This window comes from Gammaproteobacteria bacterium (genome assembly GCA_013817245.1).
In the GTDB taxonomy this organism is placed as follows: domain Bacteria; phylum Pseudomonadota; class Gammaproteobacteria; order HTCC5015; family HTCC5015; genus JACDDA01.
This window is the reverse complement of the sequence record JACDDA010000004.1, coordinates 229,847-254,285: the sequence shown is the minus strand read 5'-3', so window position 1 is coordinate 254,285 and position 24,439 is coordinate 229,847. Positions and strand designations below refer to the sequence as shown.

20 protein-coding genes and 1 tRNA gene are annotated in these 24,439 nt (G+C 43.3%); 11 read left to right on the top strand and 10 right to left on the bottom strand.

All coding sequences use genetic code 11. The annotated features are described in order from the left end of the window. Window positions 1-95 precede the first annotated feature (95 nt). On the top strand, window positions 96-545 hold the full coding sequence (locus H0W44_07025; protein ID MBA3582188.1) for a chemotaxis protein CheX: 450 nt from the start codon (window positions 96-98) through the stop codon (window positions 543-545). 20 nt (window positions 546-565) lie between these two features. After that, window positions 566-1,441: a hypothetical protein gene (locus H0W44_07020; GenBank protein ID MBA3582187.1), complete on the top strand. Its 876-nt coding sequence runs from the start codon at window positions 566-568 to the stop codon at window positions 1,439-1,441. 33 nt (window positions 1,442-1,474) lie between these two features. Here H0W44_07020 and H0W44_07015 read toward each other — a convergent pair whose 3' ends face one another. From H0W44_07015 to H0W44_06995, 5 genes are all read right to left on the bottom strand, one after another. Continuing rightward, a complete protein-coding gene (locus tag H0W44_07015; GenBank protein MBA3582186.1) occupies window positions 1,475-1,948 on the bottom strand; it encodes a hypothetical protein in 474 nt (157 codons plus the stop codon). A 99-nt stretch (window positions 1,949-2,047) separates the two neighbouring features. Then, window positions 2,048-2,686, bottom strand: coding sequence for a high frequency lysogenization protein HflD (gene hflD / locus H0W44_07010; protein MBA3582185.1), 639 nt, complete (start codon window positions 2,684-2,686; stop codon window positions 2,048-2,050). Window positions 2,687-2,695: 9 nt separating this feature from the next. Beyond that, complete coding sequence (gene mnmA, locus H0W44_07005; GenBank protein ID MBA3582184.1) at window positions 2,696-3,757, bottom strand: tRNA 2-thiouridine(34) synthase MnmA; 1,062 nt, start codon at window positions 3,755-3,757, stop codon at window positions 2,696-2,698. A gap of 27 nt (window positions 3,758-3,784) precedes the next feature. Continuing rightward, a complete protein-coding gene (locus H0W44_07000; protein MBA3582183.1) occupies window positions 3,785-4,243 on the bottom strand; it encodes an NUDIX hydrolase in 459 nt (152 codons plus the stop codon). After that, complete coding sequence (locus H0W44_06995; protein MBA3582182.1) at window positions 4,236-5,183, bottom strand: LysR family transcriptional regulator; 948 nt, start codon at window positions 5,181-5,183, stop codon at window positions 4,236-4,238. The genes H0W44_07000 and H0W44_06995 overlap by 8 nt, the downstream gene beginning before the upstream one ends. Before the next feature lie 217 nt (window positions 5,184-5,400). On the opposite strand from H0W44_06995, the gene icd reads away from it, so the two are divergent. Genes icd through clpA form a run of 3 tightly spaced genes read left to right on the top strand, consistent with a single transcriptional unit; the run spans window position 5,401 to window position 9,341 of the window. Continuing rightward, window positions 5,401-6,660: an NADP-dependent isocitrate dehydrogenase gene (icd, locus tag H0W44_06990; GenBank protein MBA3582181.1), complete on the top strand. Its 1,260-nt coding sequence runs from the start codon at window positions 5,401-5,403 to the stop codon at window positions 6,658-6,660. Between the two features lie 36 nt (window positions 6,661-6,696). Continuing rightward, the gene (gene clpS, locus H0W44_06985; GenBank protein ID MBA3582180.1) at window positions 6,697-7,020 is read left to right on the top strand and encodes an ATP-dependent Clp protease adapter ClpS; all 324 of its coding nucleotides are present in this window, start codon (window positions 6,697-6,699) and stop codon (window positions 7,018-7,020) included. Window positions 7,021-7,070: 50 nt separating this feature from the next. Next, window positions 7,071-9,341, top strand: a complete 2,271-nt coding sequence (clpA, locus tag H0W44_06980; GenBank protein MBA3582179.1) for an ATP-dependent Clp protease ATP-binding subunit ClpA — start codon at window positions 7,071-7,073, stop codon at window positions 9,339-9,341. A 74-nt stretch (window positions 9,342-9,415) separates the two neighbouring features. On the opposite strand, the gene infA is transcribed toward clpA, so the two are convergent. After that, window positions 9,416-9,637, bottom strand: a complete 222-nt coding sequence (infA, locus tag H0W44_06975) for a translation initiation factor IF-1 (protein ID MBA3582178.1) — start codon at window positions 9,635-9,637, stop codon at window positions 9,416-9,418. A gap of 234 nt (window positions 9,638-9,871) precedes the next feature. On the opposite strand from infA, the gene H0W44_06970 reads away from it, so the two are divergent. After that, window positions 9,872-10,294 (top strand): DUF1249 domain-containing protein, encoded by a 423-nt coding sequence (locus H0W44_06970; GenBank protein ID MBA3582177.1) that lies wholly within the window; start codon window positions 9,872-9,874, stop codon window positions 10,292-10,294. Here H0W44_06970 and H0W44_06965 read toward each other — a convergent pair. From H0W44_06965 to H0W44_06955, 3 genes are read right to left on the bottom strand one after another with little or no spacing between them, the layout of a single operon-like run. Further along, a complete protein-coding gene (locus H0W44_06965) occupies window positions 10,291-12,294 on the bottom strand; it encodes a DUF3488 domain-containing transglutaminase family protein (protein ID MBA3582176.1) in 2,004 nt (667 codons plus the stop codon). The genes H0W44_06970 and H0W44_06965 overlap by 4 nt on opposite strands. Continuing rightward, window positions 12,284-13,255: a DUF58 domain-containing protein gene (locus H0W44_06960; protein MBA3582175.1), complete on the bottom strand. Its 972-nt coding sequence runs from the start codon at window positions 13,253-13,255 to the stop codon at window positions 12,284-12,286. The genes H0W44_06965 and H0W44_06960 overlap by 11 nt, the downstream gene beginning before the upstream one ends. Then, window positions 13,248-14,198, bottom strand: a complete 951-nt coding sequence (locus H0W44_06955; GenBank protein ID MBA3582174.1) for an AAA family ATPase — start codon at window positions 14,196-14,198, stop codon at window positions 13,248-13,250. The genes H0W44_06960 and H0W44_06955 overlap by 8 nt, the downstream gene beginning before the upstream one ends. 208 nt (window positions 14,199-14,406) lie before the next feature. Here H0W44_06955 and H0W44_06950 point away from each other — a divergent pair, with 208 nt between their 5' ends. Both H0W44_06950 and H0W44_06945 read left to right on the top strand, forming a co-directional pair. Then, complete coding sequence (locus H0W44_06950; protein MBA3582173.1) at window positions 14,407-19,371, top strand: tetratricopeptide repeat protein; 4,965 nt, start codon at window positions 14,407-14,409, stop codon at window positions 19,369-19,371. A gap of 96 nt (window positions 19,372-19,467) precedes the next feature. After that, window positions 19,468-20,070, top strand: coding sequence for a tetratricopeptide repeat protein (locus H0W44_06945; GenBank protein MBA3582172.1), 603 nt, complete (start codon window positions 19,468-19,470; stop codon window positions 20,068-20,070). Between the two features lie 60 nt (window positions 20,071-20,130). On the opposite strand, the gene metE is transcribed toward H0W44_06945, so the two are convergent. After that, window positions 20,131-22,425 carry a 5-methyltetrahydropteroyltriglutamate--homocysteine S-methyltransferase gene (metE, locus tag H0W44_06940; protein MBA3582171.1) on the bottom strand — a complete coding sequence of 765 codons (2,295 nt, stop codon included), beginning with the start codon at window positions 22,423-22,425 and terminating at the stop codon, window positions 20,131-20,133. A 120-nt stretch (window positions 22,426-22,545) separates the two neighbouring features. Between metE and H0W44_06935 the strand changes: the two genes are divergently transcribed. The 3 genes from H0W44_06935 (at window position 22,546) to H0W44_06925 (ending at window position 24,412) form a co-directional block, all read left to right on the top strand. Next, window positions 22,546-23,463, top strand: a complete 918-nt coding sequence (locus tag H0W44_06935) for a LysR family transcriptional regulator (protein ID MBA3582170.1) — start codon at window positions 22,546-22,548, stop codon at window positions 23,461-23,463. A gap of 81 nt (window positions 23,464-23,544) precedes the next feature. Continuing rightward, window positions 23,545-23,621, top strand: a tRNA-Arg gene (locus H0W44_06930). A gap of 308 nt (window positions 23,622-23,929) precedes the next feature. Then, on the top strand, window positions 23,930-24,412 hold the full coding sequence (locus H0W44_06925) for a VOC family protein (protein ID MBA3582169.1): 483 nt from the start codon (window positions 23,930-23,932) through the stop codon (window positions 24,410-24,412). Window positions 24,413-24,439: the final 27 nt, after the last annotated feature.

Genomic DNA, 24,439 nt, shown 5'->3' with positions numbered 1-24,439 from the left:
TGTTAATTCGCCAGGCGCTATTGCGCTTGTAGTGCCTTTAGATTGTCGCAGACAAAAAGGCTTTGATAATTTTTTTGCGGTAATGAGTTTTTTTTATGATAAATGAACAAGAGTTGTCAGTGTTTGCAAATGCTTCTCTAGAATTTTTTGCGAAAAATACCGGCATTCTGGCTAATATTGATGAGCCTCAAATCGAATTAGGTGATCCACCACTGAAACATGTGGCGGGTTTAATTGAGATATCGGGTGTAGCCCATGGTTATGTGTATGCCACTAGTACTCGCGATGATATAACTAAATTATTAAAAGCGATGGGCGAAACCGATATTGATAGTTTTATGATCCAAGATATTATGGGTGAATTAGCCAGCACTATTTCCAGCAATGCCAGACAAAGTTTTGGTGAGCGTTTCAAAGTTTCAGTACCAAAAATTATTGCTTGTAACGGCCGGCACTTTATTAAAGAAAGATTTACATCGTTGATCTTACCGGTTAAATGGCAAGGAACGACAGTCGATATTGTTATTGGTATTAATGCTAATTAATTTTTAAAAGGGATTTTAGTATGCGTGACTCTGTCATTGTGATTGAGCAGGTTGATGATCTTGAGTTTGATGATGTGATTTTACAAGATGTAGCGGAAAAGTCTTTTTCTGTTCCTGAAAATATAAAAAAATCAAAAAATCTTAATCAGTCTCCCGTGTTTACGCTGGAAGGCATTTTAGATATGCGTTTTAGATTGCTGCGAGAAGCGCGAGAACGTGTAAAGCAGCTTATGCTTGAAACAGTGGCTTGGAATATTCTTTGGCAAATTAATGGTAAGCGTAGCGTGGCAGATATTAGCGAAACGCTCTCGTTAAACGCTGATCTAGTCGTTTATCACATCGAGTCTTTGCGTTTAATGGGAGTCATTTGTCCAGTGGGTGCGGTGTCTTTACCGAATTTTATAAAAGAAAAAACAGGCAAAAATTTCAATAATCAAGCGCGTCGAAGTGTTGATGCCAATGTTGAGGCCAGTATTAATGTTAGTGGCGAACATGTAGAAAAAAATGTAAATGTAGATCAGCAGGCTGATCGTACAGGAAATTCAAATTTTAATATTGTGGCGCAAGCTATAGAAAAAACCTTGGATATAACGACTAATAAAATTGCGCAATTTCAATTGCGTGAATTGATTAATTTGGTTCATTCGCGTAAAGGCGGAGGACAGGATGCCAAAATGGCAATTTATTTAATGATGGCGTCGGTGGATCGAGATTTGTTATTAAACGATGGCGTGAGTTCGTTTAAATATTTTGATGAAGATATTTATTTAAAAAATCCTATTTTGATTCGGCAGTTGTTAGATTACGCCAGTAAATCGATAGGCTATGATATAAGACACGACTTGCGTCAAGATTTAACGCCGTTTGGTTTGGCGCGAGATGCGGGACTGCATTAAAACTGAAGTTCTAAATACATTATGAAGCAGATATTATTCGGCAGGCTTCAGAGATAAGCCCGTAGTATCTATTTTAGGTTCTGGTGTAGTAGTGGGTGTGGTTAAATAACCATCATTATTGGTTAAGCTTAATTTCGATAAATCGGGTGCTTCGTAAATAATTTCTGCAGCATTTTCAACCAGCACTTCGCCGGCATTGCTCATGCTTAAATGCGACAAATCGTCAGGTATTCTTAAGTTCACCATCGTTTGATGTGGGTCGCTAAGCGCAACTCCTTCCATATCAGGGGTGTTTTTTTTAGTGTCGGCTCGTGGTGCAGCAGTAGCGACAATATTATTTGCGGGTGTAGCAGAGGGTGTTTCTGTATTTTGTGCAGGGACTAGTTTGCAGTCAGCGCCAGCTTTGCTTAAGGCGGCTTTAAATTTTTCAGCGGTTGCACCATCCGCATTTTTTTTGATGACGACGGGTTTTCCGGAAAATAAATTCTCTACTTGTGCATCATTCATTTTAAATAATGCAGCTAATTTAGGCTTCACGTTTGCTGGGCTGTGACCCTCGAGAAGCTTGCCTTGAAATACAATGTGAAATCTATCTTCCTGCATAGTTTAATGCGCTTGTGTAGTGTCAATAAAAGTTGCTAATGTTTCTATGTACTGTTTTCGATATAGCACAAAGGCGAGACGGTTGCCACCGCTTTGGCGCCATAATACGGCAGATCGTAATGCCGCTAGCAATAAACAACGTATTAAATGGGTGTTTTCAGGTTTTGATAAATAGGCGCGTTCGCCATTTACTAATACACGCGGCCCTAGCGGACTGATCCATTTTTGATAACTGTCTGCAAGCGCCGCAATAATATCAGGATGAGTTGCTTCTGTAGTCGTTAAACGATTTTTTATAGTTTCTAGATCTTTGCGTAAACCTTCCCACGTTGTGTTGGAACTGAGCAACCGTTTGGATAAAACTTGCAGCACATTAATGTAAGGTAATATTTCTAGTGTTTCAGTTGCTGTTTGTTCTTGATCTAATTGTTGATGTAATAATTTAAAACCAGATTTTAACGGCCAGTGGCCACCATATATATCATCAAATTTTTCCGCGTCTAAAGCAAAAATACTGTCGACAGCCGTGGTTAAAATAGGCGCACGCACTTTGCCGGAATAAGCAACACGACGGACTTCATCGCAGGCTTGGTAAAGGCCAGCCAGTGCGAGTACTTGATGTTGGTATTTTTTATCGTTCATAGATTCGGTTCAATGTTCGGCGGTATCAATAACACCGCCGCCTAAGCAATAATCGCCATCATACAACACTAATGATTGTCCTGGGGAAACCGCGCGTTGCGCGTCGGCAAAATGCACGGTGACGTGGGTATCGTCATGTACAGTAACGTGGCAAGCTTGGTCATTTTGACGATAACGAATTTTCGCTTGTGCAGAAAATTCCGTACTGGTTAATGGTTGTACCCAATGACATTGGCTTGCTGTTAAGCGCTGTTTAAATAAGGCGGGATGTTCATTGCCGGGCACTACATACAGTGTGTTGCTGGTTACATCTTTATCGGCCACATACCATGCAGTGTCATCATTTGCGCGGACGCCGCCTATGCCTAAACCTTGGCGTTGCCCTTGAGTGTAATACATGGCGCCCATGTGTTCGCCGATGAGGGTGCCGTCTAATGTTTTAATCGGACCTTTTTGTGCGGGTAGATATTGCGCTAAGAAATCCCGAAAACGGCGTTCACCAATAAAACAAATACCCGTGCTATCTTTTTTTGCATGATTATCAAATCCAGCTTTGACGGCACGTTGCCGAACATCCGTTTTTTTCATCTCGCCTAAGGGAAACAGTGAATAAGATAATTCATGTTCACCTAAACGGTGCAGAAAATAACTTTGATCTTTATCAGTGTCTAAACCTTTTAATAATTGATGCCGACCGTCAGATGTTTTTAGAATACGGGCGTAATGTCCAGTAGCAATTTTATCGGCGCCAAGGCGCAGTGCGTAATTTAAAAAAGCATCGAATTTAATTTCTTTATTGCACATGATATCGGGATTGGGCGTGCGGCCTGCGCTGTATTCTGCAAGAAAATATTTGAACACACGATCCCAATATTGACGTGAGAAATTAATTTTATGCAAAGGAATGTCTAGCTCTTGGCAAACTTGTTCAGCGTCTTCCATATCTTGTTGCGCGCTACAATATGCAACATCGTCGCTTTCTTCCCAATTTTTCATGAACAAGCCTTCGACACGATAGCCTTGTTCGATTAATAAGGCGGCAGTAACCGCAGAGTCTACGCCACCCGACATACCGACCATGATAAAGGGCGTGTGCATTTAAGCCATATCACGCAAAACGCTAAGCGGATAAGAGATTCCACTTTTATATTCACGAATGCTTTGCAAAATCATAGGGCTGCGTAATTGTGCATGACGTGCCTGAATTTCATCTTCGGTGAGCCACAACGGCCCGATAATACCGTGATCGAGCCTAGCATTCAGTCGTTGTTGCAAAGCGCGCGCAATAAAAGTGAAGCGAAAAAAAGTTTCTTGTTTATCCGGATGTACCCAGCGGTAAATGCCTAACAGTGACATTAATTCAATATCCCAACCCGTTTCTTCTAAGGTTTCACGGATTGCCGCTTGCAAAGGATTTTCGCCTTCCTCTACATGTCCTGCGGGTTGATTGAGCATGGGTTCATCATTCACGTATTCTTCCACCACTAAATAGCGGCCATCTTGTTCAATGACGCACGCAACGGTGACGTGGGGTTTCCAGATAGTGTCTTCACTCATGAGGTATCTCATTAGAAATTTCTTGGGTGTTGGCTTCGTTAATTTTGCGCAGGATATCCGGATCCATGGTTTCCAAAAAACGTCGAGCTTGTGCTGAAACAAATTTGCCGCGTCGCAACACGACACCATAAGAACGTTTTGGAAAATATTGATGTAATGGAATGACGGCTAATTTTTCTTGTCCAGTTAAACAAATATCCGTAACAATGGAAATTCCCATGCCGAGCTCAACGTATTTTTTTATTACTTCCCAACCGCCCGCTTCAAGTGCTACTTGATAAGGCACGTTGTGTTGTTGAAAAACTAGTTTGACCATGCGCCAGGTGCTTAAATGACGAGGCGGTAAAATGAGGCCATACGGACTAATGTCTTGTAAGGTGATATTGGTTTGGTTCGCCAAAGGATGATCGAGGGGTGTGATCAATACGGGATCATAAGAAACAATAGGGAAGTAACTCATATCATCAACACGTTCGATCATCGAGCCCACGGCAAAATCGGCTTCATCACGTCGCAATAAGGCCATGCCATTACGGCCTGTGACGTTGCGTAAGCGCAGTTCAATGTTGGGATATTGCCGATTAAATTCTTCGACAAAGGGCGGCAGAATGTAGAGGATAGTGGCCTCACCGGCGGCGATGTCCAGTGTGCCAGTTTCTACATCGCCTAAACGCGCAGCAAAAGCTTCGGCTAAACGATCCATACCTTCTACTAAAGGCACTGCCATTTCAAAAAGGATTTTGCCGGCAGGGGTGATATTGATTCTCGGGCCGCGCCGCTCAAAGAGAATTACTTTAAGTTCTTCTTCTAAGCCTTTGATTTGTAATGATATTGACGGCTGGGACAAATCCAATCTTTCGCCGGCTTTGGAAATGCTGCCGCTTTGGGCTGCATGTACAAAGGCGCGTAATTGCTTGAGTCGATTTTGACTTAAGCTCATGGAATTATCCCCGTGTAGTGCTCCAAACCAAGCTCGCGGCACTATAGCATTAGGAAAATTGAATGTCAGTGCAGCGATGATTAACTAAGTTAATGATTAATTGGGTTGATTTAAGCGGTGGTGGCAGTACGCATGTGCGAGCAGTGCACGTATAATAGTAAGGTAACCTCTCATTTCCTCTGTAGATATTTTGCCCTTGTAAGGAGCTAGTAAACGCATGGCGTACGACAAAATCAAAGTCCCCACTGATGGCGACAAAATTAAAGTAAACAGCGATTTTTCTTTGGATGTTCCTGATCGTCCGATTATTCCGTACATCGAAGGTGACGGTACCGGTGTCGACATCACTCCGCCCATGAAAAAAGTCGTGGATGCTGCTGTGAAGAAAGCCTATGGCGGCAAAAAATCGATTGCTTGGATGGAAGTGTATGCAGGTGAAAAATCAGTCGCGACTTATGGTGGTGAAACCTGGTTGCCTGAAGAAACCTTAAAAGCTTTTAAAGAATTTGTAGTGGGTATCAAAGGTCCGTTAACCACACCGGTGGGTGGTGGCATTCGTTCTTTGAACGTAGCACTGCGTCAAGAATTGGATTTATACGTTTGTTTGCGTCCAATACGTTGGTTTAAAGGTGTGCCGAGCCCGGTACGTGAACCGCATAAAACTGACATGGTCATTTTCCGTGAAAATTCGGAAGACATTTATGCAGGCATTGAATGGAAAGCGGACTCTGCTGAAGCCAAAAAAGTGATTGCCTTCTTGCAAAAAGAAATGGGCGTGAAAAAAATCCGTTTCCCGGATAACTGCGGGATTGGTATTAAGCCAGTGTCTGAGGAAGGCACTACGCGTTTGGTTACTAAAGCACTGCAATACGTTGTTGATAATGATTTGCCGTCACTGACGATCGTGCACAAAGGCAATATCATGAAATTTACCGAAGGTGCTTTTAAAGACTGGGGTTACAAAGTTGCGGTTGAAAAATTTGGCGCACAATTATTAGACGGCGGTCCGTGGATGTCCTTTAAGAATCCTAAAAGCGGTAAAACTATTGTGGTAAAAGATGCAATTGCCGATGCGTTCTTGCAACAAATTTTGTTACGTCCAGAAGAATATTCCGTGATCGCAACCTTGAATTTGAATGGAGACTACATTTCGGATGCATTAGCTGCGCAAGTAGGCGGTATTGGTATTGCACCTGGTGCAAATTCCAGTGACAGCATTGCGATTTTTGAAGCAACCCATGGCACGGCACCTAAGTATGCGGGTCAAGACAAAGTGAATCCTGGTTCATTGATTCTTTCTGCTGAAATGATGTTGCGTCATTTGGGTTGGAAAGAAGCCGCTGATCTGATTATCAAAGGTGTTGATGGCGCGATTCAAGCTAAAACCGTCACGTATGACTTTGCTCGTTTGATGGAAGGTGCTAAAGAAGTTAGCTGCTCACAATTTGGTGACGCTATCATCAAGCACATGGACTAACTCGATTTTTTGCTAGGGCAACCTGGTATTTAAACTATGAGTCAGAAAACACGTCGGCGACAAGAGGCTGAGCACATTGCAGAGGCGGACAAACCGGAACTCCGGCGTCCGCCGCTGTATAAAGTGATGCTGTTGAATGATGACTATACTCCCATGGAGTTTGTGGTCGAAATCCTCGAAGTGTTTTTCGCGTTTGGTCGGGAAAAAGCTACGCAGATCATGTTGCAAGTCCACACGCAAGGCAAAGGCGTTTGCGGTGTCTATACTCGTGATATTGCGGAAACCAAAGTGGTACAAGTTAATGATTACGCACGCCAGCATGAACACCCGCTCTTGTGTGTAATGGAGGAAAGTGCTTAACTGATTACTCTAACGTTTGCGATAGCAACATTTCATAAGGTGCTTGGTGTATGTTAAGCAAAGATTTGGAAACCTCTTTGAATCGCGCATTTAAAGTTGCTCGTGAACGTCGTCATGAATTCATGACAGTTGAACATCTTCTATTAGTGCTGCTGGAAAATACCGTGGTGCTAGACATCATGCGAGCTTGCAGCATTGAAACTGATCAGCTGCGCCAAGAATTATCGATTTATATCGAACAAAATACTCCTTTGTTACACGAAAACGATCATCGTGAAACTCAGCCCACCTTAGGTTTTCAACGTGTTTTACAACGCGCTGTATTTCATGTGCAATCTTCCGGTAAAAAAGAAGTGAGTGGTGCCAATGTATTGGTAGCGATTTTTGGTGAACAAGAATCACATGCGGTTTATTTATTAAGTAAATATGACTTAACGCGCTTAGATGTAGTGAATTATATTTCTCATGGTTTGCCTGACATTAGTCAGAACGAGGATGAAGATGCCTCTGCTGAAGCCAGCGAAGACACGCCTACCGGTGACAAACCCGCTAAAAAACCGTTAGATGCTTTTGCTAGTAATTTAAACGAACTTGCTGCGCAAGGTAAAATTGATCCTCTGATTGGACGTGACGCAGAAATCGAGCGCACGGTACAAATTTTGTGTCGTCGTCGTAAAAATAATCCTTTATTAGTAGGCGAGGCCGGTGTCGGTAAAACCGCGATTGCAGAAGGATTAGCAAAACGAATCGTCGACGGCGAAGTGCCCGATATTTTATTAGACGCAATAGTTTACTCGTTAGATTTAGGCGCATTAGTCGCCGGCACTAAATACCGTGGTGATTTTGAAAAGCGTTTAAAAGCCGTGATTGCGCAAATTAAGCGTGAAGAAAATGCGATTCTTTTTATTGATGAAATTCATACCATCATCGGCGCCGGTTCTGCATCGGGTGGTGTCATGGATGCTTCTAATTTAATTAAACCCGGCTTAGCATCAGGTGAGTTGCGTTGTATCGGTTCAACGACTTATCAAGAATATCGAGGCATCTTTGAAAAAGATCGCGCGTTGTCGCGGCGCTTCCAGAAAATTGATGTCGTCGAGCCGAGTGTTGGCGAAACCATTGAAATTCTTAAAGGCTTAAAAACCCGCTTCGAAGAATTTCATGATGTGCGTTATACCAATGCAGCCTTGCAAGCAGCGGCTGAATTATCCGCACGTTATATCAATGATCGTTTTTTGCCCGACAAAGCGATTGATGTTATTGATGAAGCAGGTTCAGCGCGACGTATTCAACGTGGTAATAATAAACGCAAAGTAATTAATGTCAGTGATGTTGAAGCCGTTGTAGCAAAAATGGCGCGTATTCCGCCGCGCAATGTTACCGCTTCTGATATGGAAGTTTTGCGTAAGCTTGAAGATAATTTAAGCATGGTGATTTTTGGCCAAAAACCCGCCATCGAAACCTTAGTCACTGCAATTAAAATGGCGCGTTCTGGTTTGCGCGATGGCGATAAACCGGTAGGTTCATTTTTGTTTGCAGGTCCTACTGGTGTAGGTAAAACGGAAGTAACTAAACAATTAGCAAAGCAACTGGGCGTTGAGCTTATTCGTTTTGATATGTCGGAATATATGGAAGCGCATACTGTGTCACGTTTGATTGGTGCGCCACCGGGTTATGTGGGTTTTGATCAAGGTGGTTTATTAACGGAAGCCATCGTTAAACATCCGCACAGTGTATTGTTGTTAGATGAAATTGAAAAAGCGCATCCGGATGTTTTTAATTTATTATTGCAAGTGATGGACCATGGTGCACTGACTGATAACAATGGCCGCAAATCTGATTTTCGTAATGTCATTTTAGTCATGACGACTAATGAAGGCGCGCAACAAATGAGTCGACGTACGATGGGTTTTGTTGAGCAAAGTCATGCGACTGATGGCATGCAAGCGCTGAATAAATTATTTACGCCTGAATTCCGTAATCGTCTTGATGCGATTGTGCAATTTCAACCCTTGGATGAACGTACCATTGCGAATGTGGTTGATAAATTCATTATTGAATTAGAGCATCAGCTGGAAGCGAAACATGTGAACGTGCACATCGATGAAGCGGCGCGTGCGTGGTTAGCAGTGCGTGGTTTTGATCCTATGATGGGTGCAAGACCAATGTCGCGCGTGATTCAAGATCACATTAAGAAACCACTTGCTGATGAATTGTTATTCGGTCAATTAAGCAAAGGCGGGAAGTTGCGCATAACCGTTAAAAACGACAAGTTAGATATTGCCGTTGAAACTAAAAAGACCGAAGAAGTCGTTCACTAAAACGAAATTCAATCATTCACAATCCATCATTGGATCGTGAATTGCAGAAGGTAAGCAGTTAATAGTGATAGATATTATTTAGTGCGGAACGTAATTCGACCTTTAGTCAAATCATAAGGCGTCATTTCAACTACCACTTTATCGCCCCGTAAGATACGGATGTAATGTTTGCGCATTTTGCCAGAAATATGCGCCGTTACGATGTGGCCATTTTCGAGTTCTACGCGGAACATGGTGTTAGGCAAGTTATCGATAACTGTACCTGGCATTTCTATAACATCGTCTTTCTTGGACATAGATTCCTGCATGTGTGTTGAAAGGCGCCCATTATCAACAATTTGCGCCTAACCGCAACAATAATTCCTGCATTAAGGCCCTAATTAGCCGCTAAATGTTTTGTCAAGACTACTCAGTGTCATAAAGACTGCCTATGATGAGTAGAGAATCTATTTGCTGGACAGAACATGTTGCTGACACACCCACACCACTCACGGACAGATGTCGCTGAAAAGCGCAGTTTTGCGCATCTGATGTGGTTGTATGAGCAAAACTATATCCGCTTGCGGCATTTACTGCCGGATCTGGCGGGCATGCCAATGGTGAGTCGCTCAGTGCGCACAGGCTGTTTAGATTTGCATCTGACGATTATTGAACGTACGCCTTATACGACTATTTTGCGCTTGACCTATCGCTTCCATACGGCCGCAGGCGTGTTGGTGCAACCGGATTTAAAAATTCGTATTTATCATGATGCGCAAGTAGCAGAAGTAGTGACGGGGTTTATACGCAAAAAAATTATTTGTGGTGAAAAGGATGTATCAATACAACCATTGACGCTGGCTAGCACGCCAATGAATTTACCGGAGAAGTGGCAAGTCAATCGGTTTTTATATAAGTGGTTGGGTTACTGTTTGCAACAAGGCCATTGTTTTCGCGCTTATTCTGTTGCTTAACGCAGCCGTAATTTGCGCACACTTTTTTGTAAGCACTGTCCTGCTTGTTTAGCTTGCGCAGCATTCGCATTTTCTACATAAGTCCATTCAATATAAAATTCAACTAAAGGTTTTACTTGTTGCGCATGTGCTGCATGTTCGCGTTCTAAGCGCATTAAAAATACACTGGGGCATTCGCTGCGTTGTTTCTCATAGCCGGCTTTTGCAAGTTTTGCTAATAGTGCAGCAAAGGCGCGAGCGAGAGGTGTTTGCGTTGTGGCTTTACGTAAATGCAAACCAACGACAATAAGTAAGATCAACATCGTGCAAATAATACTAATAACGCCTAACTGCAGGCTATCAATGTTCATCATGCCTAAGGCTTTAAAGAATTGTTGCTGTAATTCTGGGCCGTAGCCTAACACCCAATAATTCCAATAGTTTTTACCGCTATCCAGTAATAAGCTGGCTTTACGTAACCAGTTCATTTCTAACATAGCGTTATAACGTGGATTGGTATCGCGTGATAACGCTGCATCGAGATTAAGTTGGATTCGATCGGGTGAAACTGCTGCGGTGGGATCCACGCGTATCCAGCCGCGATCATCTAACCATACTTCTGCCCAGGCATGTGCATCTGCTTGTTTTATTAAAAAATAATTTCCGAGTGGATTAAATTCCCCGCCTTGATAACCCGTTACTACGCGTGCCGGAATGCCAGCGGCGCGCATAATAAAAACAAAACTACTCGCAAAGTGTTCGCAAAAACCGGCTTGAGTGGTAAATAAAAATTCATCAATACTGTCGTTGCCTAATAAGGGTGGCGTTAGCGTATAAAAAAATTGCGCGTGAAATTTTTCTAACGCCGCTGCGACAATATCTTTCGCTTGGGGATGCAGCGCACGCAAACGTTGTGCGTAGGCGCGTGTTTGTGGATTGCCTGTAGCGGGTAGTGCGAGCGCTCGATCGGCGTCGCGTTGAGTGAGCTGTGTATTGATTTTGTAATCAAGATAAGATTCTGCGGTGTATTGTTTGACGGAGACAATAGGTTGCAAGCTAATAAGTTGATAGTCATCATTTAAGCGAGTTTTATCTAAATGAGTGCTACGTATAATGGGTTGTAGATTCGGCATGTCTAACAAAAACAACCAGCGTCTATCATGCGGTTCCAATGTTAGCGTGTAACGCACTGCGTGAGCTGCATGATCTAAAGGATCGGGACGATAAGGCGAAAGTTCGCCAATGCGCCAAGCACGACCATCAAAATCCCATAACACGGGGCCGCGCCAATAGAGTTGATTGCGTGCTGGAATTTCGTTTTCAAATTTTACGCGAAACGCAGGATCATCTGACAAGGCAAGATTGTTGATATCACCCGGACTCATTGTGTCGCTTAAACCACTCTTGCTGCTGTTGGATGTTTCCGGCATTCCCCATAAAGGCCCGGGAATACGCGGAAAAGCAATAAATAACAATAACATTAGCGGTATTGCATATAACAATAATAACGCGCTCATCTTGTTATGTACGCGCCAAGATAAGCGAATATTTTGCTCGCTATGTGGAGCGTTTAATTGTGCTAGCGCAAGTAATACCGCCGCGCTAGCAAAAATAGTATATAGCGCTGAGAGTACGCTTTGATCAAATAAAAAATGCGTGATCAGTAAAAAACTACCTAAGGCCAACGTCATCATGCCATCGCGATAATTACGCAATTCAAATAATTTTAAATACAGCATCATTAATAAAAAACACGTACCGGCATCGCGTCCCCATAAGCTACGATATTCAGTCCATTGCAAAGCGAAAATTGCCAGCGCAATCGCTAAGATGAATAATTTATTGAGGGGTTTTTCTTCGTCGCCAGTAAAAAAAACAAAAGCACTGGTGATAACAATAAATGCGATTGCCCACAGCGGCAAATGTGTAAGATGGGGCAAGGTATTGGCCAGTAACGCCACAATAATCCCGCGGCGCTGAATAAATGATAGCGATAGTTGGCCTAATTGTTTAGGTGACATGAGGATAGAGCGCTAATATTTCTAAGCAACGTCGATGGTGCGCGTCATTGCACGCGGGCAAAATAAGTTGCTCAGGTAAACGCAAACCGTATTGAATGCCTGCTCCTTGATAATAATTAATCCAATAACAAAGTTGCGATAATTTATCTTCGTGATTTAATTTTTCAAGTGCTGTCCAATCCAGCCATATTTCTTGCGCAGCAGGTGATTGGAAAGCTTTGGTGCTTAATTCTTGGTCTTTTGCTAAGGTGCGCCACGCAATTTGGGAAAAATGATCGCCTGGGCGATAACGCCGCAAACCTGCAAAATCATCTTGTCCGATAATCACTTGTTCATCATCACCCGCAGTGTCGCTAGCAGTGCGCGGCTTTAAAGCAAAATCTCTTGGTTTTGGATACACTAAAATTCGCGTTTTAAAATTAACCCAGCCCCACGTATTAAATAAACCTAATGGATAATAACTGCGTAAGCGTAATTTACCTAACGCGAACCAACCACGTTTTTTTGTAGTAAAAGAGAGCGTGCATAAATAACGTTCTGCGTTTTGCAATACGATAGCGAGTTGTTCGTTAGTGTCGAGCTTATCAGTATCAGCGCCGATATAAAAAAATCGAGGAAAATAATGATGAGCTTGGATCTGCATGCGAAAAGCGACTGTGTCGCCTGCAAACACGGGTGCTGCAGGTAAAGCGCTAATGTGCAATTGCCATAAATTACGATAAGTAAATACCATCGCGACTAAGGCCGCACTGGCTAATGTAAACGTAAGTACATAACCTAAACTAATGCTGTAATTAATGCTGCATAGCAACATGCCAAACAACACCAGTGCCCACAATAAACCATGTCGCGTCGGTAATATATAAATACTGCGGGATAACAATTGAACATGATGTTCATCACTAGGCGTGCGGCGTGCTAAATTACGCGCCATGGCTTGCTGCAAAGCGTTATCAGCCATGCGCGGCCTCAACCGCGACGTGATTAATCAGCAGTGTTTGAATATCGCGGCTATGAATCGCGCCTTGTTGTGCAGTGCGCAAACGATGCGCGGCAATATTGGGTAAAATCATTTGAACGTCAGCGGGTAATACATGCGCACGACCTTGCAATAACGCCCATGCTTGCGCCGCGTGTTTAATGCCAAGTCCTGCGCGCGGCGAAAGACCGTAAATAAATTTTCCTGATTGACGCGTGTAATTTAATAAGCGTTGCACGTAATCGAGCAAGGCATCGCTGACCTGTACTTGACGTACCGCAGATTGTAAATTTAATAATTGTTCGACATTAATTTTTGGTTTGACGTTTTCTAATAACACGCGTCGATCTTGTTCTTTAAGCAATTGCCGTTCAGAAGCATCGTCTAGATAACCTAATTCCACCCGCATTAAAAAACGATCTAACTGAGATTCGGGTAAAGGGAAGGTGCCAATTTGATTTTGCGGATTTTGCGTGGCGATTACAAAAAACGGTGATGGTAAAGGTCGAGTTCTACCTTCGATGGATACTTGTCGTTCTTCCATGGCTTCTAATAAAGCGCTTTGAGTACGCGGTGTAGCGCGATTGATTTCATCTGCTAACACCAATTGCGTAAAAATAGGTCCGGCACGGAATAAAAATTTATTTTGTTCGCGATGATAAATGCTGCTGCCTAAAATATCCGCCGGTAACATGTCGGCGGTAAATTGCACGCGCTGGAAGTCTAAGCCCAACACTTTAGCCAAGGTGTGCGCCAAGGTGGTTTTACCCACGCCGGGTAAATCTTCAATTAATAAATGCCCTTGGGCTAATAAACAGGCGACAGAGAGGCGAATTTCTTGACGTTTGCCTAAGACAATGCGGTCGATATCACCTAACACGCTTTCGATTAAAGGCTGCCATTTTTCCGTTGTTACCGCATTCATTACTGAGCTTCCTCGCTTTTCGACCCATCATCCGACAGGGCGCCATTGTCGATGATTCAAAGGTAAAAAACAAAAGCCACATACATGCTCTTGTAAGGCGAGTTTGTTATGATTTGTACAGTTTAATTTAGCCTATTAGTGAGAGATTAGTGATGAAACGGATAAACGTGGCCTGCGGCTTAGGGGTGCTAGTGTTATTAATGCCGGTATGGGGGGGCAGGCGGCGGAACTGGCTGAACAGCAAGTTGAATTGCTGGAAACGTATAAAGGCACAAAAGAAAATCCGCAAATTCAGCTCATCACTGATTTAAGTTTTGCTGCGGATGGGAAAGGTTTATGGGCGACGGATAGTAAAACCGGCGCGCTGTTGTTGTTAGATGCGGGCAAAATTCAGGCAACCCCATTAGCGGGGGTAGGTAAATTATTTACCAATAATGCAATCAGCGGTTTAGCGATTACTGATCAAGGTCAGCGCGTTTTAGTTAATGCGGGTGAGCGACGTATCGTGTTACTCGATAAGGCCGGCAATAAGATTCATCTTTTTGGGGAAAAAGGCGCGGCGCCTGGCATGTTAAGCACGCCGCAGGGCATTGCTTATTCTGTTAATCAACGCATTTATGTTGCCGACTCAGGTAATGATCGTGTCTCGGTTTTTAGTACCAGTGGTGTGTATCTCTATTCGATTGGCGATCAAGTTGCTGATAAAACGCAGTTGTTGTCTAAACCTACACACGTAGGCGTGGATTTGCTCGAACGTGTCTATGTATTGGAATCCGGCACGACGCCACGGATCAGTGTTTACAAAGATAATGGCGAATTATTAAAACGTTATGATGCTCTAGCTTTAAAAAAATTAATCGACGATAAATTATCGATCACCGCCTTGACGGTTGATCCAGCGGGTCGTTTATTTTTTGTGAATAGCGCTGCGGGTAAAATCGTTGAGCTGGATTGGGAGCAAGGTAAAGTTGTTTTCAGTTTTGGTAGTCGTGGCGATGGCCCCGGTCAGTATCAAGAAGTATCAGCCTTAACCATTAAAGATGACCGCATGGCGGTTGCTGATAATGATTTGCGTAAAATAGATGTTTATCAACTCAGTAAATCAAATGTTGAAACACCGGCGCGTGCTTGGTTGTCGAGCATGGGCAAGGTTGATTTTGTAGTAGCGGATTGTACCTCAGGGTTATTATTGAATGATTTGTCGGTGTTGTGTCTGAATACCCGTACTAATCAAGTGCGCGTTTTAAATGCGCAAGGCGCAGAAACAAAAGTGCTGGTCACTAAATTTAAAAAACCGACACACGCTACTTTTGATGAAGAAGATATCGCAGTATTGCATAGTGCAAAAGTGTCAGTGTTTAGTTTGGCCGGACAATTAAAAACAGAATTTGGTGAAAGTGGCAGCAGCGAAGGGCAGCTCGGCGGCGCTAGTGATATTTATTTACGACAACGTAAAATTTATGTAGCTGAAGCTGACGCACATCGCGTGTCTATTTTTTCTAAAAAAGGCGTGTTCTTAAATGCGGTACCGGCTGTTTACAATAAAGAAAAACCAATATTAATAGAACCCGCTGCAGTGGCTGTTGATATGAACGGCAATATTTATGTGGCGGATAATGGTAAAGGTAAAATTGTCGTATTCTCTAACAAGTTAGATTATTTATATGAAATTGGTGAAGCGCGTGAAAGTAAATCGCCCGCGGCTTTCGAAGAAATTATTGATTTGGCAATTGATGCTGATAATAATTTATATGCCTTAGCGAAGACAGCGGCCAATCCTTTGGCGGTGCATGTTTATAGTGGGCCTACTAAATTATTTCAATTCGGCGCCATTAGCGAAACTAAAAACGGTTTGCAAGAAGGTGTGGCGTTATCGGTATCCTTATCAAACAAAACTGTCGTCGGTATTTTTGACGTAGGTGATAAAAAACGTATAGGTGTTATTACGTATAACTATTTGCAAGTGCCGCCGCGTGTGGGTGGTTTAGAAGTAGCAGGTGGTGTTAAAAAAGCCAAAATAAATTGGCAGCGTGCAGCAGGTAGTTATGTGGCTAAGTTCCGTGTCTATAGTGCTGAGGATAAAGATGGCGAGTATTCTTTAATTAAAGAAACAGATGATACTGAATTAGTTGTACAGCATAAAACGGGCGAACCGGCCTTATCTTTTTATAAAGTAGCAGCAGTAAGTGGTTTTGATACTGAAGGTCCTTTGTCTTTTGCGCGTGAAGATGTTTTTCAAGGGGCTTATAAAGCCTATTCAAAAGGTGAATTCGCAGCAGCTGAAAAAATCTTATTTGCTGATTTGCAATCAAATCCAAATCAACCCGAGTCGCATCGCTATTTAGGTTTAACTTATCAAGCGCAAGGCCGGTATGGTTTGGCGGTGCAAGAATTTGCGCGCTTGGCAGAAACACCAGAATTTCGTATTGAAGGCATTAATCTGCAAGCGAACGCACTTTACGCCAATAAAGATTACGCTGAAGCGATGGCGTTGATTCAAGGTTTAATTAAGGGTAAAGGCCAGACCGGCAATGTAGATGCTTATTTGCAATGCGGTAAATTGAGTTTAAAAATTGGTGACGCAATTGGCGCTATTAATTGTTTAGAGTCGGGTTTGCGTCTTGCGCCTAAAAATGCGCAAATTAATTTTGTACTAGGTGAAGCTTATATTGCAGTGGGAGCTAAAGATAAAGGCTTAGCGCAATTTGATAGTGCATTGCAGCTTGCACCCGACGATGCTGCTTTGTGGGCGCAAGCCGGTGAAACCTTGTTAGATTTAGCTCAATATGAAATAGCGCGGCAAAAATTTCAAAAAGCATTAACGCTGAACGCTGACAATATAAACGCACAACTCGGCATCGCGCGTAGTTTAGTTAAGCTTAATAAAATGGCGGAAGCAAAAAATATCGCCATTAAGTTAGGCGGCGAACCAGAAACGTCAAGTGAAGGTAATTATTTACTGGGTTTAATAGAATTAGACGGTGGCCGATTTGGCGAAGCGGTGATTGCTTTAGGTAAATCGACGCGTGAAAAACCTTCTAACGTTGGTGCATGGTTAGCATTAGCTGATGCTTATGTAGGCATGAAAAAAGACAGCGATGCGCGCAAAGCATTAATCAGCGCGGTAGAAGCCGATCCCGCTTCTTTTGCTGCACAACAACGCCTGGGTTTATTGTCTTTAGCGCTTAAGGAATATGAATCTGCTTACGATGCTTTAAGTGCGGCAGTGCGCTTGAATCCCGCTGATGCAAAAACTCAAGTAGCGGCTACTCAGGCGGCTTTAGGGTTTGGTAAATTAAATGCGGCGGCGGATTTTGCGAATGCGGCTATTAAGTTAGACGGTAAAAATGTCGATGTTTTAGTTTTAGCTGGCGAAGTAGGGAGAGCACGCGGCAAAACAGGTGAAGCAATTCAATATTTGAAATCAGCGATTATTTTAAAACCACAAAATGCCAGCCTCTATTTGATGTTGGGCGATTTGTATCTGGATAATAATTTATATGATGAAGCGAAGGTAAATCTTGAAAAGGCCAGTAGCCTTAATAAAACCGATGACCGTGCTTATGTTTCGTTGGGTAAATTATATGGTGCGCGACGTTTATTTAATGAATCGATTTCAGCATTAGAAAGTGCGGTTAAATATAATCCTAGCAGTGAAAATAAAGTTTTATTAGACGCAGCCTATGCAGGCAAGAAAAAATCATTGGAATTTAGCAGCAATGCACCGCAAGTGGCGCTAGAAGATTTGCGTTTACAACCTATTTTTTCTGCAGCCTATAAACAGTACGCAGACAAATCGGTCGGCACGGTAAAGTTACGTAATGTTAGTGCGACTGACTTTGGTAATTTAACAGTTTCGTTCACGATTAAAGGCTATATGGATTTTCCGACTAGCGTAACCGTTGAGAAATTAGCGGCTAACAGCATTCAAGAAGTATCACTCAAAGCGGCATTGAATAATAAAGTGCTCGATATTGATGAAGACACCGGCGTGCAAGTCGAAGTTAAATTGAGTTTTGTGCGTGACGGCCAAAATGATAGCGTCAGCATTACTCAACCAATGACCTTGTACGGTAAAAATGCAATTGTTTGGAAAGAGTTAAATATGGTTGGATCATTCGTGACGCCTAAAGATGATAGCTTGCGTGATTTTGTGCGCCGCGGCGTGAATGAGTTCAAACCAGCGCGTGGTCCTTTAAACGATAATTTAATTACCTCGATGACAGTGTTTGGTTTATTCAATGCGCATGGACTGCGTTATGTTGTGGATCCGAATAATCCATTTAGCAGCGTTAAAGAAGAGCAAATTGATTACGTACAATTTCCGCGCGAAAGTTTGAAATTAAAAAGTGGCGATTGTGATGATCTGTCGGTGTTGTTTAGCGCATCCTTGGAAAATTTCGGTATTGAAACCGCCATCCTTGATGCGCCGGGTCATGTATTCATGATGTTTAATACCGGCGTTGCGCCCGCTAATCGAGATTTGATTAGCACTGACGAAGATTTGTTGGTTATTTATAACAATCAAGTTTGGATACCGTTAGAAACCACCATGGTCGCCACCAGTTTTGCGGAGTCATGGGCGGAAGGTGCCAAGAAATTTAAAAATTTCGACGCTAAAAAACAGTTAACTATTATTCCTTTGAAACAAGCATGGCAGACCTATCAGCCAGTGACGTTGGCCAAAACCGATTATGTGGAAGCATTGCCTGAAGCAGAACGCGCAAAAGCCATACTCGAACGTGAACGTAGAATGTTATTGGAAAAAAGTTTAGAACGTTTGGTCCGACCTTTTGAAATGCTGGTGGTTAATAATCCTAAGGATTCTACTGCGGCCTTACAGGTGGGCATTATTTACGCGAAGTATGGTTTATATGATAAAGCGATCGAATCGTTAGACAAGCTTTTGGAGCGTGATCCGGGCAGTAGCGCGGTTTATAACAATCGCGGCAATATCTTCTACCAAAAAGGAGATTTTGAACGCGCCGTAGAAGCGTATAGCCAAGCTGAACAGCTCGATCCTAGCGATGGGGGTATTAAGCTTAATTTAGCCTTAAGCGCTTATCGCCAAGGTGATATGAGTGCGGCACGTGACAAGTACCGTGCAGCGACTAAAATCAATCAACAAGTGGCCAAGGAATACAGTTCTTTTGGCAAATTATTAGGTATTTAAGTGTTTTGAGTTGAGGTTATGCGAGCTACCTCAAGTTTATATTGGGAATGATTAGTTACACTGACTCACAGATTAAGTGATTACTCGGAGAATATTATGACCTTAGCGCTACGGAATAAATTTTCACGTTCAAACGCGATATTGCTGACCACTCTTATGGCGAGCGTATTATTAACGTCGCCACTGACGGCATCAGTGGCGGTGGCCGCAACCGATACCGGTTTAATTCAACAAACCCAAAGCAGCAGCACGTTTAATGGCGCCATGTTGAAGTTATGGAGCAAATTACGCACCTTGAGCCCCAAGGCTGATGCGGGTTATTCCTCGCAATCACAAGTTATTGCCACCGCCGGTGTGCGCGGTAGTGAAGCAACGGATAGCGCGCTGCAACCGTATTGGAAAGGCGATAAAACCAACGATGTAGATTTTCGTACTGAAATTGAAAATTTAAATAAGGCACAAGAATTAGTCGATCAAGGTCAATTGCCACAAGCCGTGCAAGCCTTAGATAAATTCATTAAAGATTATCCCGCTAGTGAGTTTCGTGCGAATGCATTATTTGCCAAAGCGTTAGCACAAGGCGGTGCCGGTGATAGAACGGCGGGCGTACAAACTTTAAAAAGCATGTTAAAAGATTATCCGGAACATCCACTTAAAGCAGATGCGCAGGAAGCTATCAATTTATTGTCGCAGACCTAAACTTTTTTGGAGTGGGCGAAGTATGGGCCAAAAAGCGCCGGTTTAACCGGCGCTTTGTTTTTAAGCGGCATACTGTTTACGTAACAATTGCGCAGCGGTGACCATATTGCGCAATGATTCCAAAGTTTCAGGCCAGCCACGAGTTTTTAATCCACAGTCTGGATTGACCCACAAACGTTCTACGGGAATTAATTGGGCGGCACGTTCTAACAATGTCTGTATTTCTGCAACGCTTGGAACGATGGGTGAGTGGATGTCCCACACGCCCGGTCCTATATCACTCGGATAATTAGCGAGCACTTGAGCATCTAATAATTCTAAACGTGAACGCGCGGTTTCCAGTGTAATCACATCGGCATCTAATTGTGCAATCGGTTTCATGATGTCATTAAAATCCGAATAACACATATGCGTATGAATTTGTGTAGTGTCGTCAGCAACGCCGGTAGTAATATGAAAACAATTCACGGCCCATTGATAATACGCATCTTTGTCGCGACTGTTTAACGGTTGACCTTCACGGAACGCAGGTTCATCAATTTGTATAATGCCAATCCCGGCGGCTTGCAAATCCGCAACTTCGTCACGCAATGCTAGTGCTAATTGTTGGCATGTATTTTTGCGTGATTGATCATCGCGTACAAACGACCAGCATAATAAAGTGACAGGCCCCGTAAGCATACCTTTAACAGGCAATTGAGTTTGTGTTTGCGCATAATGACTCCATTCCACTGTAATAGCAGCGGGACGCAAAATGTCGCCATAAATAATAGGTGGTTTAACACAGCGCGAACCATAACTTTGCACCCAACCAAATTCACTTACTGCAATACCGGTTAAATGTTCACCAAAATATTCGGACATATCATTTCGTTCGGATTCGCCATGCACCAATACATCTAACCCAAGGGCTTCTTGCAGTGCAATGGTCTCGGCGATAATGGCTTTTATATTACGCTCATAACTTACTGCATCTAGATCACCATCACGATAGGCTTTGCGCCATTTACGAATATCAGCCGTTTGTGGAAACGAACCAATGGTGGTGGTAGGAAATAATGGCAGTGCCCATTTTTGTTGCTGCTGCTTGATTCTTTGCGAATAAGGTAATGAACGACCATGCTGCAAGGATGGTAAATTTTCTAAGCGTGCACGCAGTTCGTGATTGTAAGTGCGTGACGATAGTTGTCTATCTACCATTGCAGCATTATGTGATTGCCATTCTTCGCTATTGAGCACATTCGCATCACTTAATGCGCGGCTTAATAAATTTAACTCATCTAATTTTTGGATAGCGAAACTCAACCAACTATGCAATTGCGTATCTAATTCTGTTTCTTGCGCTAAATCAACGGGGACATGTAGCAAAGAACAAGAGGGCGCTAACCACAAACGATCGCCTAATTTTTCACTAAGCGGTTGCAGTAGATTAAACGCTTGAGCTAAATTCGTGCGCCAGATATTGCGGCCATCAATAATGCCGACTGATAAAATTTTATAAGGCCCTAAATTATCGACTACGGGTTTTAATTGCTCAGGTGCGCGCACGCAATCAATATGTAAGCCTGCAACCGGCAAACGAGTTGCCAACATAAGATTATTATTCAATCCGCCAAAATAAGTCGTGAGTAATAATTTCACCGCGCTATTTTGCAAACGATGATACGCACGCTCGAACGCTGTTTGCCATGATAGTGGCAACTCCAAAACTAAAATGGGTTCATCTATTTGTACCCAGCTAACGCCAAACAGTGCAAATTGCTGCAATATTTTTTCATACGCTAATAATAATTTATCTAATAACAATAATTTTTCATCATCGCAGCCGCCGTTAAACTCACCTTTACTCAACCATAAAAATGTTAATGGCCCAGGAATAACGGGTTTAACGTTTAAACCTTGTGCAATCGCCGCCGCTGTTTCATCTAAACATTGCGTCCATTCAATATTAAATACGCAATCAGCTTTTAGTTCGGGCACGATGTAGTGATAGTTGGTATCAAACCATTTGGTCATTTCCCCGGCCGCGGTATCTTGTCCGGAGGGAGCACGACCGCGGCCTAATAAAAACAAACTATTCAACGTGATTTTTTCATTTTGTCGATAACGATTCGATACGACGCCCAGCGTTGCTGCCCACGTTGCAATATGGTCGTACCAAGCAAAATCGCCGGTAGGCACAAACTGTAAGCCGGCCGTTTGTTGCTGTTGCCAATGCCGTTCGCGTAAGGATTTGCCGGTTTCATATAAAGCGGCTGCGTCGCTACTGCCGCGCCAGTAACTTTCTAAAGCGGTTTTTAATTCGCGCTGCGCGCCAATTCGGGGAAAACCCAGATTATGAATAGTGTGTGCCATGGCGGTTCCTTGTTATTAATCGTGAATGGAAAAGCAAGATGGGCATTCTTCACTAATTAACTATTGAATCAAGTTCATATTTCTTGTAAAAAGTATGAATTAAATTCAACTCGGTGACTTATGCTGGAATTACGCCATCTCAAAACCCTAGAAGCCATTAATAGCGCAGGTAATCTTTCTGCTGCAGCCGAACGGCTGCATCTCACTCAATCGGCGTTATCGCATCAGATAAAAGAACTGGAGCTGCGGTTAGGTACAGCGTTATTTATTCGCAAAACGCGCCCGCTAAAGCTCACCGTGGCAGGCTTACGTTTATTTCAATTAGCTCAAGATATTTTGCCGGCCGTTCGCGCCACCGAATACGAATTAAGCCGTTTAGCCCAAGGGCAGAGCGGACGTTTACACATCGCGATTGAATGCCATAGCTGCTTTGATTGGCTAATGCCGACCGTAGATCAGTACCGCAATCACTGGCCGGATATCGAACTCGACATGACGGTAGGGTTTAACTTCATGCCGCTGCCCGCATTACTGCGCGGTGACGTAGATTTAGTGCTGAGCTCCGATCCTCAGCCTATTGAAGGCATTTATTACGAACCGTTGTTTAGTTATGAAGCGTTGCTGGCCTTACGCAATGAAGATCCACTGACGCAAAAGCCGTGGGCTACACCGGCAGATCTAGCGGAACGCACGCTTATTACATACCCCGTAGAACGCAATCGTTTAGATGTCTTCAGTGGGTTTTTAGATCCAGCAGGCGTAGAACCACAAACGATACGAACCGCTGAATTAACCATGATGATCCTGCAATTAGTTGCCAGTGGCCGAGGGGTCAGCGTATTACCGAATTGGGCATTAGCCGCATCACGCCAACAGCGTTATATCGCGACGCTACCACTAGGCGAACACGGCTTATGGCGAGTTTTGTATTTGGCGATGCGCGAAGAACAGCGCGATGCACCATATTTACGTGACTTTGTAGAGACCGCAAAACAAACATGTTTCCGCCACTTACAAGGCATCGAACGCGTTACGTAAGCGAGCAGTAAAATGTGGACATGGTTTGACACGGCGATATGATTTCACCATAATTCGCGGCCGCTGCAACCCAGCGGTTATGCGCCCGTAGCTCAGCTGGATAGAGTACCAGGCTACGAACTTGGTGGTCGGGAGTTCGAATCTCTCCGGGCGCACCAAATTAAAAATCCATTCTTAATGAATGGATTTTTTTTGCCTCAAAATTAGCTATTCCAACTAACACCTTGGTCGGAATCGACACGCGCATAGGAACTAGCGCGTGGACTGGGCGCAGACGCGCAGGCCGCGAAGCGGCGAAATACAGGACGTATTTCGCAATCTCTCCGGGCTCACCAAATCATTTTGAATAATTTTAAAACGTATGTAGAAACTAAGCTGCAGTAGCGGATAAGGCGTTAATATGCTTATTTAGAAAATCACACGATTTTTTAAATTAATAATTTTATGTAATCCAAGGAGATGATTTATGACAGAATTTATTACTTGTATTTGGTTTGATCATGGCGAGGCCAAGAAAGCGGCAGAGTTTTATGCCGCCACCTTTCCTAACAGTAGTGTGGGGCGCGTGAATAAAGCACCTGGCGATTTTCCTGGAGGTAAGGAAGGTAGTGAACTAACGGTTGAGTTTACTGTGTTGGGCCGTAAATTCGTGGGCTTGAACGGAGGACCGACTTTCATTCCGAACGAAGCAGTCAGTTTTATGGTTGTTACTGAGAATCAGGAAGAAACTGATCGTTACTGGAATACCATCATTAGTAATGGCGGTGCGGAAAGTGCCTGCGGATGGTGTAAGGATCGCTGGGGATTTTCTTGGCAAATCACGCCGAGACTTCTGCTTGATCTTACAACTAGCTCTGATGGCGATAAGGCAAAGCAGGCTTTTGAGGCGATGATGACGATGACAAAGATTGACATCGCTGCTCTAAAAGCCGCCGCTCAAGTTAAATAAATTTCTATCATGAAGCTACAGTGAATA